Annotated in this window: 10 protein-coding genes; 7 read left to right on the top strand and 3 right to left on the bottom strand. The window is 62.0% G+C overall.

All coding sequences use genetic code 11. From position 1 onward, the window contains the following. Positions 1 to 177 precede the first annotated feature (177 nt). On the top strand, positions 178 to 726 hold the full coding sequence (locus BSF40_RS30135) for an RNA polymerase factor sigma-70 (RefSeq protein WP_095968090.1): 549 nt from the start codon (positions 178 to 180) through the stop codon (positions 724 to 726). Positions 727 to 866: 140 nt separating this feature from the next. Here the strand turns inward: BSF40_RS30135 and BSF40_RS30130 are convergent, their stop codons facing one another. The 3 genes from BSF40_RS30130 to BSF40_RS30120 form a co-directional block, all read right to left on the bottom strand. Continuing rightward, positions 867 to 1,880, bottom strand: a complete 1,014-nt coding sequence (locus BSF40_RS30130) for a GNAT family N-acetyltransferase (protein WP_095968089.1) — start codon at positions 1,878 to 1,880, stop codon at positions 867 to 869. 76 nt (positions 1,881 to 1,956) lie between these two features. Then, positions 1,957 to 2,715: an ABC transporter substrate-binding protein gene (locus tag BSF40_RS30125; protein WP_256589621.1), complete on the bottom strand. Its 759-nt coding sequence runs from the start codon at positions 2,713 to 2,715 to the stop codon at positions 1,957 to 1,959. A gap of 153 nt (positions 2,716 to 2,868) precedes the next feature. Continuing rightward, complete coding sequence (locus BSF40_RS30120; protein WP_095968087.1) at positions 2,869 to 3,495, bottom strand: TetR/AcrR family transcriptional regulator; 627 nt, start codon at positions 3,493 to 3,495, stop codon at positions 2,869 to 2,871. Positions 3,496 to 3,672: 177 nt separating this feature from the next. Here BSF40_RS30120 and BSF40_RS30115 point away from each other — a divergent pair, with 177 nt between their 5' ends. The 6 genes from BSF40_RS30115 (at position 3,673) to BSF40_RS30090 (ending at position 12,025) form a co-directional block, all read left to right on the top strand. Beyond that, positions 3,673 to 5,475 carry an acyclic terpene utilization AtuA family protein gene (locus BSF40_RS30115; protein WP_095968086.1) on the top strand — a complete coding sequence of 601 codons (1,803 nt, stop codon included), beginning with the start codon at positions 3,673 to 3,675 and terminating at the stop codon, positions 5,473 to 5,475. Between the two features lie 12 nt (positions 5,476 to 5,487). After that, positions 5,488 to 6,357 (top strand): SDR family oxidoreductase, encoded by an 870-nt coding sequence (locus tag BSF40_RS30110; protein ID WP_007973449.1) that lies wholly within the window; start codon positions 5,488 to 5,490, stop codon positions 6,355 to 6,357. A gap of 3 nt (positions 6,358 to 6,360) precedes the next feature. After that, complete coding sequence (gene atuC / locus BSF40_RS30105) at positions 6,361 to 7,977, top strand: geranyl-CoA carboxylase subunit beta (RefSeq protein WP_095968085.1); 1,617 nt, start codon at positions 6,361 to 6,363, stop codon at positions 7,975 to 7,977. Positions 7,978 to 8,001: 24 nt separating this feature from the next. Further along, positions 8,002 to 9,159, top strand: a complete 1,158-nt coding sequence (atuD, locus tag BSF40_RS30100) for a citronellyl-CoA dehydrogenase (protein WP_095968084.1) — start codon at positions 8,002 to 8,004, stop codon at positions 9,157 to 9,159. Continuing rightward, positions 9,156 to 9,953: an enoyl-CoA hydratase/isomerase family protein gene (locus BSF40_RS30095; protein WP_095968083.1), complete on the top strand. Its 798-nt coding sequence runs from the start codon at positions 9,156 to 9,158 to the stop codon at positions 9,951 to 9,953. Before atuD ends, BSF40_RS30095 begins: the two co-directional genes overlap by 4 nt. A gap of 110 nt (positions 9,954 to 10,063) precedes the next feature. After that, entirely contained in the window at positions 10,064 to 12,025 is a 1,962-nt protein-coding gene (locus tag BSF40_RS30090; RefSeq protein WP_095968082.1) for an acetyl/propionyl/methylcrotonyl-CoA carboxylase subunit alpha, read from the top strand. The last annotated feature ends 3 nt before the right edge of the window (positions 12,026 to 12,028 follow it).

Below are 12,028 nucleotides of genomic sequence, written 5' to 3'. Positions count from 1 at the left end.
GGCGGGCTGAAAGGAGCGTCAACGTGTCGCAGTTCGCACTCTGCACTTTTGTCGCGCAGTAATTCTTTTTCTCATTTGACAATCATTATCATTAAGCCTAATTTGTCGCTCGATTGTGCAGGACGGCCCCCCGGTTTATCCCCGTCCCACTAACCTTTTGGCAGCAAGGTGATTTCCATGATGGAACCAGTATCCACAAGCAGGTGCGATACACCGCTACTTCAGGCATTCGTCGATAATCGACTGATTCTGGTGAAGATCGCAGCCCGTATTACCGGTTGCCGCTCACGTGCCGAAGATGTTGTGCAGGACGCGTTCTTCCGGTTGCAATCGGCCCCGCCCATCACCAGTTCGATCAAGGCCCAGCTCAGCTACCTGTTCCAGATCGTGCGCAACCTGGCAATCGACCACTACCGCAAGCAGGCGCTGGAGCAGAAGTACTCCGGCCCTGAAGAGGAAGGGCTGAATGTGGTGATCCAGGGTGCGTCACCGGAAACTTCGCACATCAATTTCTCGACGCTGGAGCACATTGCCGATGCGTTGACCGAGTTGCCGAGCCGCACCCGCTACGCCTTCGAGATGTATCGCCTGCACGGCGTACCGCAAAAAGACATCGCCAAGGAACTCGGCGTCTCGCCGACCCTGGTGAACTTCATGATTCGCGATGCGCTGGTGCACTGCCGCAAGGTGTCGGGGAATCGTGGCGATGTAGCCGCTCGCCACTAAGATCTGAAATCTGCGTCGCTCCCTTCGCGAGCAAGCCCGCTCCCACAGATTCTGCACACACCCAGTGGGAGCGGGCTTGGTCCGGGCGGCGTTCCGACGAAGGCTGACTCAAGACCGCGACGAATCTTGAGCCTCAATCCTCAGGCCAGTGCGCACCGATCGAAAAACCGCTCCCGCCCCACCACCATCAAGGCCGCGCGCTTGTGCGGGAAGTCGAATTCCTTCTCGCAGTGAAAGCACTGGTTGTGCATGTACCCGATCATCTTCGCGTTATCGGCACGCGGCTCGGCCACCACGCGCTGCGTGCGCGGATCATCGAGAAACAGGTAATGCACCAGCGCCGATAACCAGCTCGCCACCTTGTGCGGACCGCGATGATTTTCCTCCCCCACCAGCATGTGAATGCCGCGGTCGTAATCGCCGGCATCATAGAAGGGGGCGATGCGATCCTCCTTGGCCCAGTAGGCTTCGAAGTAAGCGAACGGCTGATCGTCGAAACACCCGATCAGCGTCAGGGTGTGCGGATCGGCCTCGAGTTTGCTCAGGTATTGGCGATGCTGTTCGAGGCTGCCCTCCTCCTGCCAGAAGCTGGCGACGCGCGGACTGTTCTGCCAACGGTTGAAACGCGCCAGGTCTTGCTCGATTTCCAGGGTACGCAGGGAAACCCAGGCGCCCAGCCGCGCATCGAATCGTCGATACACCTCACCCCGGGGTTTCACCGCTCGCAGCGGATGACGCTTGCCACCGGTGATGACCATTTGCTGTGGGTAGCTGCCGGTCAGGGAATGCACCAGCCATGGCTGCGGCAATTGCCAGAACAAGGTGCGCTCGCAGCAATACTGGCCGTTGACGGAAGTCGGAATCAGCAAACCACTGAGCACAGCTTCGTGCGGCACGTCTTGCAGTTGCCAGACCAGGCGCTGACAGTCGGGGTCGCGAGCGAACAGCCAGTAGCAGGCCGCCCATATCGCTTGCCCTTCGGGGTGACTGAAGTGCTCCAGCAATTGCACGTGCAACTCGGGGCCACGATTGAGCCGCAGGGTGAGCAACGGCTGCCCTTCCAGGCTGAGGCTCAGGCGGCCTAGCGTTTCATCAGCGGCAAGACGACTGCCGGTCGGCAGGCACAGGACAGTCAGGTCATTCAGATTGGACATGGGGGCGGGCTCACGATAATCGTCGACAGTTCAACGAGGTGACGTGAGCCACGGCGGGAAATTTAGGAAAAGACCATCACTTGGCGACCTGTGGAGCCGGTTCGTTGTGCGGGACCGGCACCACCGCGATCTTGTACGGATCGAAAATCTTCAGCATCTGGCCACCGTCCCGCAAGCCTTGCAACAATTTGCCGAAGACCTCGCCGCTGATGGGGGCCGCCGGGCGCAGGATGGCGTAATGGTGATAGACCTGATCGATGCGATCGGACGCCAACAACTCCTTGGCGACCTTTGGATTGCGCAAAAAATAGTCGTTCAGGTAAGAGCGCGTGACCAGGGCGATGTCGGCGCGATCGCGTAACACCATCAGCAGATTGCTGTCATGGGAATAGGTCAGCGTGGCGTTGTAGTTTTTTTGCAGGTACTGGGGCTCGGCATTGAAGTTGGCGAACTCGTAGTGATAACCGCTGAAGAGTGCCAGGCGCTTGCCGCTCAGGTCGGCAAAATAGCTTTGCTGTCGATCAGGCAGGCGTTGCGCGACAAAAATCTCGGCGTCTTCCAGCCCCATGTCGACGGCGGTATGGGGAATGTCCTCCCAACCCCAGGCCGGATTTTCGAAGATGGCCATGTCGACCCGGCCCTGCTTCAAGTCACCGAAACGCCGTGGAATGGACGTGGGCACCAGGACAAACTGATAGTCACTTTGCGCAGCGTTCAAAGCCTCGACCAGCTGCGGCAGCAACCCGGTATCGGCCCCGGATTCCGGGCGCACGGTGTAGGGCGGAAAATGCGCGGCACCAATGCGCACCAGTTGCGCAGCCTGGGATGGCAGCATCGTTGACACCGCAAGCGTCGCGAGCAAAAGCCGCGAAGCTGTCCGAATTGGCGACCCCCTCAAAACAAGCTCACTCCCCAATAAAACGGCATCAATGACTTCAAGCTAGGCGTTTTCTTCAAGTTAGCCAGTTTAATGCTGGCCAACACAAGTTTATTGCCGGTCTTCCAGCACCAGAATCAACGCTTCATCGGCCAACTGATCAAGGCTCATGCTACCGCCGGCGCGAAACCAGGTGGTGGTCCAGGACAATGCGCCGGTCAGGAAGCGGCGGGTAATGAACACATCGCCGCGGATATACCCGGCGCTCTTGGCTTCGCCCAGTACGTGCAGCCAGATGTCTTCGTAGATTTCGCGCAGCGCCAGGACCTTGGCCTGGCCCTCTTCGGACAGCGAGCGCCATTCGTAGACCAGCACGGCCATGGCCTCGCCGCTGCCCCCCATGATCGACTGCAATTCACAGCGGATCAGCGCCAGCACCCGTTCGCGCACATTGCCGGCCTCGGCGATGGCCGCACGCATCAACGCGGTGTTGTAGCGGATGGTTTCCTCCATCACGGCGCGCAGGATTTCGTCCTTGCTTTTGAAGTGGTGGAAAATACTCCCGGACTGAATGCCCACGGCGCCGGCCAGATCACGCACGGTCGTGCGCTCATAGCCTTTATTACGGAACAGGTGGGCCGCCACTTGCAGCAGCTTGCCACGGGCGCTGTCCGGGTCGGTCAATTGGCCGTCGTCCACCAATTCACGCATGACCCTCAGGGCTTTTTGCTCGTCCACCCGTTCTCTCCTACAGTCGATCAATCAATAACGCCGATCACCCCGAAAACAGCGGGGTTGCGCGGGCAATTTAAGCTCATGGATGCAACCAAGCAAGCGCTTGGCAGAAGATAATCCAGCCATTTACAAACCAAGCGCTTGCTTGGTAATGTCGACGCACTTGAGTTGGAGGTGGCTATGGAACGGACTGCGCCAAAATCAATTCGCATCGGTTGCGCCAGCGCCTTCTGGGGCGATACCTCGACCGCTGCCGCGCAACTGGTGGAACACGGGCATCTGGACTATCTGGTCTTCGATTACCTGGCCGAGATCACCCTGTCGATCATGGCCGGCGCACGGATGAAAGATCCCCAGGCCGGGTATGCGGGCGACTTCATCGAAGTGCTCGCGCCCTTGCTGCCGCAGCTCGCACAGCACAACATCCGGGTCATCAGCAATGCCGGCGGGGTCAATCCCCAAGCCTGCGCCGCCGCCCTGCAAGCGGCCTGCGACAAGGCCGGGGTGACGTTGAAAATCGCCGTGCTGCTGGGTGACGACCTGCAACCGCAATTCAAGCAGCTGGGCAGCCAAGGCATTCATGAAATGTTCAGCGGTGCACCCCTGCCATCGAGGTGCGTCTCGACCAATGCCTACCTCGGCGCACCCGGCATCGTCGAAGCCCTGCGTCTGGGCGCGGACATCGTGATCACCGGGCGCGTGGTCGACAGTGCAGTGGTCAGCGCTGCGCTGGTGCATGAGTTCGGCTGGTCGTGGCACGACTACGACAAACTCGCCCAGGCCGCATTGGCCGGGCACATCATCGAATGCGGCGCCCAGTGCACGGGCGGCAACTTCACCGATTGGCGCGACGTGCCCGACTACGAACACATCGGTTTTCCCATCGTTGAAGTCAGCGCCGACAGCCAGTTCATCGTCAGCAAACCGCAAGGTACCGGCGGGCTGGTCACACCGCTGACGGTGGGTGAACAGATGCTGTATGAAATCGGCGATCCGCGCGCGTATCTGCTGCCCGACGTGGTGTGCGATTTCACACAGGTCAAACTGCTGCAACAAGGCAAGAACGCGGTGCAGGTGCACGGCGCCAAAGGCCTGCCGCCGACGGCTCAATACAAGGTCAGCGCCACGTATCCCGATGGTTTTCGCTGTACGGCCAGTTGCCTGATTGCCGGCATCGATGCCGTCGACAAGGCGCGGCGAGTCAGCGCGGCGATCATCGACAAGACCTCGGAAATGTTCAGCCAGCGCGGCTGGGCGCCGTACAGCGAGGTGAATATCGAGTTGCTGGGCAGCGAGGCCACCTATGGCCCTCACGGCCAGCGGCAGGACAGCCGTGAAGTGGTGATCAAACTCGCCGTGCGCCATCCGGACAAGCAGGCCCTGATCGTGTTCTCCCGGGAGATTGCCCAGGCGGCCACCGGCATGGCGCCAGGGCTGACCGGCATTGTCGGTGGCCGGCCGACGGTGTATCCGCTGATCCGACTGTTCTCGTTCCTCATCGACAAAACCGCCTGCACGCTGGACATTGATTTCATGGGCCGGCGCCACCCCTGTGCCCTGCCCGCCCTCGATACGCTCGACCCGCTGGACCTGCCAACCCCGTTCGCTGCGCCGAAGCCGACCGGCCAGGCCGACGCCAGCGTGGCCCTGGTCAAGCTCGCGGTCGCCCGCTCCGGCGACAAGGGCAATCACAGCAACATCGGCGTCATGGCCCGCGAGCCCGAATTCCTGCCATGGATCGCTGAGGCCCTGACCCCGGAAGTGATCGTCGACTGGATGGGCCACATCCTCGATCCCATCCACGGGCGGGTCGAACGCTGGTACTTGCCCGCCAGCCACAGCCTGAATTTCCTGCTGGAAAACGCCCTCGGCGGCGGCGGTGTCGCCAGCCTGCGCATCGACCCGCAAGGCAAAGCCTTCGCCCAGCAACTGCTGGAAATCCAGATCCCGGTGCCGCAGCGCATCGCCGACCAGCTCAACTAGAGGATTGTCGCCATGGCCTACGATTCGATTTTCAAAGCCGATTTGTTTGCCGGCCAAAACATCATCGTCACCGGTGGCGGCAGCGGCATCGGCCGCTGCACCGCCCACGAACTGGCGGCCCTCGGCGCCCATGTGCTGCTGGTCGGGCGCAAGGCCGACAAGCTCAAAACCGTTGCGGCCGAGATCGCCGAAGACGGCGGCAAGGCCGACTGGGCCGTTTGCGATATCCGCGAGGAAGAAGCGGTGACGCATCTGGTCAGCGAACTGATTCGCAAGCACGGTCCGATCCATGGCCTGGTCAACAATGCCGGCGGGCAGTACCCGTCGCCCTTGGCCTCGATCAACCAGAAGGGTTTCGAAACCGTGATGCGCACCAATCTGGTGGGCGGTTTCCTGATGGCCCGGGAAGTGTTCAACCAGTCCATGAGCCAGCACGGCGGCGCCATCGTCAACATGCTCGCCGACATGTGGGGCGGCATGCCCGGCATGGGCCACTCCGGCGCGGCACGTTCGGGCATGGACAACCTGACCAAGACCGCCGCGTACGAATGGGGTCATGCCGGCGTGCGGGTCAATGCCGTGGCGCCGGGCTGGGTTGCCTCCAGCGGCATGGACACCTACGAAGGCGCCTTCAAGGCCGTGATCCCGACCCTGCGCGAACACGTACCGCTCAAGCGCATCGGCACTGAATCGGAAGTCAGCGCGGCGATCGTTTTCCTGCTCAGCCCGGCAGCGGCGTTCGTCAGCGGCAGCACTCTGCGCATCGACGGCGCCGCCAGCCTCGGCGGGCGCGCCTGGCCGATCCACAAGGCGACCAACAGCGAGTCGTACAACGGTTTCCACCGCGCCTACATACCCGATGTGTTGAAGGACAAGGAATAACCCATGCCGGTGATTCAGTCGCAACTCGATCCCCACAGCGAGCCGTTCGCCCGGAACCGTACGGCGATGCTGAGCGCCATCGAACAAGTCCGCGTGCTCGAACAGAACCTGCTGGACAAGGCCGCCGAAGCCAGACCCAGGTTTGAAAAACGCGGTCAGTTATTGCCCCGAGAGCGCCTCAATCTGCTGCTCGACCCCGGCGCGCCGTTTCTCGAACTGGCGAGCCTGGCCGGCTACAAGCTGCACGACGACAAGGACGGCAGCTCTGCCGGTGGCGGCCTGATCGCCGGCATCGGCTATGTGTCTGGCGTGCGCGTGCTGGTGGTGGCGAACAACAGCGCGATCAGGGGCGGGACCATCTCCCCCAGCGGCTTGAAGAAATCCCTGCGCCTGCAACAGATCGCCATGGAAAACAAACTGCCGGTGATCACCCTCGCCGAAAGCGGCGGCGCCAACCTCAATTACGCGGCGGAGATTTTCGTCGAAGGCGCGCGCAGCTTTGCCAATCAGGCGCGGATGTCGGCCATGGGTTTGCCGCAGGTGACTGTGGTGCACGGCTCGGCCACGGCGGGCGGTGCCTATCAGCCGGGTTTGTCGGATTACGTGGTGGTGGTGCGCGGCAAGGCCAAGCTGTTTCTCGCCGGGCCGCCCCTGCTCAAGGCCGCCACCGGCGAAGTCGCGACCGATGAAGAACTGGGCGGCGCCGAGATGCACGCACAAATCGCCGGCACCGCCGAATACCTGGCTGAAAACGACGCCGACGGTGTGCGCCAGGTACGCGAGATCGTCAGCCTGCTGCCGTGGAACGAGCAGTTGCCCCCATCGCCCGAACGTCGCTGGGAGGAGCCGCTGTACCCTATCGACGAACTGCTCGGACTGATCCCGGATGACCCGAAAAAACCCTACGACGTGCGCGAAATCATCGCCAGGCTTGCCGACGCCTCGAACTTTCTCGAGTTCAAGGGCGAGTTCGATCAGCAGACCGTCTGCGGTCACCTGAAAGTTCAGGGACGCGCCTGTGGCTTCATCGGCAACAACGGCCCGATCACGCCCAAGGGCGCGAGCAAGGCCGCGCAGTTCATCCAGCTGTGCGACCAGAGCCAGACGCCGTTGCTGTTTTTCCACAACACCACCGGGTTCATGGTCGGCACCGAATCGGAACAGCAGGGGGTGATCAAGCACGGCGCGAAGATGATTCAAGCGGTGGCCAACGCCCGGGTGCCGAAGCTGACAATAGTCGTCGGCGGCTCCTACGGTGCCGGCAACTATGCAATGTGCGGGCGCGGCCTCGACCCGCGTTTCATCTTCGCCTGGCCCAACAGCCGCACCGCCGTGATGGGCGGTGCGCAAGCGGGCAAGGTGCTGCGCATCGTCACCGAGGCCAAACAGGCTAAGGACGGCCTGGTGCCCGATCCGAAGATGCTCGACATGCTCGAACAGGTCACCGCGCAGAAACTCGACAGCCAGTCCACGGCGCTCTACGGCAGTGCCAATCTGTGGGACGACGGTTTGATCGACCCGCGCGATACCCGGACCTTGCTCGGTTACTTGCTGGACATTTGTCACGAGGCCCAGGTGCGGCCATTGCAAGCCAACAGTTTTGGCGTAGCCCGGCTCTAGGCCGGCTCAAGGAGAACAATAAAAATGATCTTCACCCAGGAACACGAAGCACTGCGCCGCACCGTGCGCCAATTCGTCGAGCACGAGATCAACCCGCACGTCGAGGAATGGGAAAAAGCCGGGCGCTTCCCCATCCACGACATCTTCCGCAAGGCCGGCGATCTCGGCTTGCTGGGCATTTCGAAACCGGAAAAATTCGGCGGCATGGGGCTCGACTACAGCTATTCGATCGTCGCCGCCGAAGAATTCGGCACCATTCATTGCGGCGGCATCCCGATGTCCATCGGCGTGCAGACCGACATGTGCACGCCGGCACTGGCCCGTTTCGGCTCCGATGAATTGCGCGAGGAATTCCTGCGCCCGGCCATCAGCGGCGAGCAGGTCGGCTGCATCGGTGTTTCCGAAGTCGGTGCCGGTTCCGACGTCGCCGGATTGAAAACCACCGCGCGCAAGGACGGCGACGACTATGTGATCAACGGCAGCAAGATGTGGATCACCAACTCGCCGAGCGCCGACTTCATCTGCCTGCTGGCCAACACCTCGGACGACAAGCCGCACATCAACAAGTCGCTGATCATGGTGCCGATGAATACGCCGGGCATCAGCTTGAGTTCGCACCTGGACAAGCTCGGCATGCGCAGCTCGGAAACCGCCCAGGTGTTTTTCGACAACGTGCGCGTGCCGCAGCGCAACCGCATCGGCCATGAAGGCGCGGGGTTCATGATGCAGATGCTGCAGTTCCAGGAGGAGCGCCTGTTCGGCGCGGCCAACATGATCAAGGGCCTGGAATATTGTGTCGACAGCACCATCGAATACTGCAAGGAACGCAAAACCTTCGGTAATGCGCTGATCGACAATCAGGTCATCCACTTCCGTCTCGCTGAGCTGCAAACCGAAATCGAATGCCTGCGGGCGCTGGTCTATCAGGCCACCGAGCAATACGTCAAAGGCCAGGACGTCACGCGCCTGGCTTCGATGGCCAAGCTCAAGGCCGGGCGGCTGGGCCGCGAAGTCAGCGACAGCTGCCTGCAATATTGGGGTGGCATGGGCTTCATGTGGGACAACCCGGTGGCCCGTGCTTACCGCGATGTGCGGCTGGTGTCGATTGGCGGCGGTGCCGACGAAATCATGCTGGGGATCATCTGCAAATTAATGGGCATCCTGCCGGGGAAAAGGAAATGAACAACCTGCCGGTTTGCCAGACCTTGCTGCTGGAGCTGCACAACGGCGTGTTGCACGTCACCCTCAACCGCCCGGAATGCCGCAATGCGATGAGCTTGCAAATGGTCGCCGAGTTGCGCGGGGTGCTGGCGGCGGTACGCGATAAACCAGGGGTTCGCGCGCTGGTGATCGGTGGCGTCGGCGGGCACTTCTGTGCTGGCGGCGACATCAAGGACATGGCCAACGCCCGCGCTCAAGGCCCCACTGCGCACCAGGACCTGAACCGGGTGTTCGGCGCGCTGCTGCAAGAGGTGCAACACGCACCGCAAGTGGTGATCACGGTGCTGCAAGGCGCGGTACTTGGCGGTGGTCTCGGCCTGGCCTGCGTCAGCGATATCGCCCTGGCTGATCACCAGGCGCAATTCGGCCTGCCGGAAACCAGCCTCGGCCTGCTGCCGGCGCAGATCGCACCGTTCGTGGTCCAGCGCATCGGCTTGACTCAAGCCCGGCGCCTGGCCCTGACGGCGGCGCGTTTTGATGGGCACCAGGCTCGGCGTATGGGGCTGGTGCATTTTGTCGAGCATGATCCGCAGGCCCTGGCCGAGCGTCTCGATGAGGTGTTGGCCCATGTCTTGTGTTGTGCGCCAGGGGCGAATGCGATGACCAAGAAACTCTTGCTGGCGAGTGCGGGTCAGCCGTCGGATGAGTTGCTTGATCAGGCTGCCGAATGGTTCAGCGAAGCGGTGACCGGGGCAGAAGGCGTCGAGGGAACGATGGCCTTCATGCAAAAGCGCAAACCGGGCTGGGCCTCCTGAAAAGCTTCGCTGGCAAGCCAGCTCCCACACTGGAATGCATTTCAAATGTGGGAGCGGGCTTGCTCGCGAAGAGGCCCGAACAAACACCGCAAAATCCAGAGAGCCAACCCATGCCCGGACTGAAAAAAATCCTCATCGCCAACCGCGGTGAAATCGCCTGCCGCATCCAGCGCACGGCCCAGGCGCTGGGCTATCGCACGGTCGCCGTGTTCAGCGATACCGACGCCGATGCCCTGCATGTACAGATGGCCGACGAGGCGGTCAACATCGGTCCGGCCGCGGTGCAACAGTCTTATTTGAACATCCCGGCCATTCTCGACGCTGCCCGGCGTACGGGTGCGGATGCAATCCATCCGGGCTACGGTTTCCTCTCGGAAAACGCCGGGTTTGCCCGCGCTTGCCAGGATGCCGGCATCACCTTCATTGGCCCCAGCCCCGAGGCCATCGAACTAATGGGCAGCAAGCGCCTGTCGAAGATTGCCATGATCGAAGCCGGTGTGCCCTGCATCAAAGGCTATCAAGGCGCCGAACAGGACGACGCCACCCTGAGCCGCGAAGCCGAGCGCATCGGCTATCCGTTGATGATCAAGGCCAGCGCGGGTGGCGGTGGACGCGGCATGCGCTTGGTGCACGAAGCCGGCGACCTGCTGGAACAGATTCGCACTGCGCGCTCCGAAGCCCTGAACGGATTTGGCAGTGGCGAACTGATCCTCGAACAGGCACTGATCGAACCCCGTCATGTCGAGGTTCAGCTGTTCGGTGACCGGCATGGCAACCTGATTTACCTCGGCGAGCGCGATTGCTCGGTACAGCGCCGGCATCAAAAAGTCATCGAGGAAGCCCCCTGCCCGGTGATGACCCCTGAACTGCGCCAGGCCATGGGCGAAGCGGCGCTCAAGGCCGGCCGGGCAGTGCATTACGTCGGTGCGGGCACCGTGGAGTTTCTGCTGGATGCCCGCGGGCAATTCTATTTCCTGGAGATGAACACCCGACTGCAAGTCGAGCACCCGGTGACCGAATTGATCACCGGGCTGGACCTGGTGGCCTGGCAATTGAACATCGCCGAAGGGCAACCGCTGCCCTTGCGCCAGGAGCAGGTGCAACTCACGGGCCACGCCATGGAAGTACGCCTGTATGCCGAAGACCCGGCCCAGGGTTTCCTGCCGCAAACCGGTCGCGTCGTGGCCTGGGAACCGGGATTGCAGGAGGGCGTGCGGATCGACCATGGCCTGATCGAAGGTCAGCTCATCAGCCCCTTCTACGACCCGATGCTCGGCAAGCTCATCGCCCACGGCGCCACCCGCGAGGAGGCCCGCCGCAAATTGCTGCGAGCGGTACAAGACAGCGTGCTGCTGGGCGTGCAAAGCAATCAGCGTTTGCTCGAAAGCCTGCTGGAGCACCCGCAGTTCGCCAGCGGTGACTTCAGTACCGGGTTCATCGCGCAGCACTTTGCCGACCCTGCCTGTCTGCTGTCCCATGCCCCGGACGCGCAACACCTGGCCATCGCCACCGCCCTCTTCTACCTGGCGTCGGCACAGGCTCATCCCGCCCCGCTGGGCGGTTGGCGCAACAATGCCAGCGTGCCCCTGCACTATCGCATCGGCCTTGAGGATCAAGACTGGGTGGTGACGTTGCAGGCAATCCCGGGTGAACCATTGCGCATTCAGGTCGCCGAACGCTGTCTCGAGCTGAAGGTCCTCCACTGCGACGGGCGCCGGGCCACCCTCGAGATCGATGGCATCCGCCAGCGCCACGCCTATCGCCTGGAGGCAGGGCAACTCTGGCTGTTTACCCGGCCGGGCAGCTTGCAGTTTGCCGATCGCACTCAGGCGCAGGTTTCCAGCCGGGCCAGTGTCAGTTGCGGCACCCTCAAGGCCCCGATGGACGGTGCGATTGTCGACGTCCTGGTCAATGAAGGCAGCCCGGTCACCAAGGGCCAGCTGCTGGTGGTACTGGAAGCGATGAAAATGGAGCACCCCTTGAAATCAGGCATCGACGGTGTCCTGAAACGCTTGCAGGTCAAAGTCGGGGATCAGGTGAAAAACCGGCAGATACTGTTGGAGGTCGAATAAGGC

Origin of the sequence: Pseudomonas sp. ACN5, from assembly GCF_002303975.1 — a bacterium.
Lineage (GTDB): Bacteria > Pseudomonadota > Gammaproteobacteria > Pseudomonadales > Pseudomonadaceae > Aquipseudomonas > Aquipseudomonas laurylsulfatiphila.
This window is presented reverse-complemented; position numbering and strand designations above follow the sequence as displayed.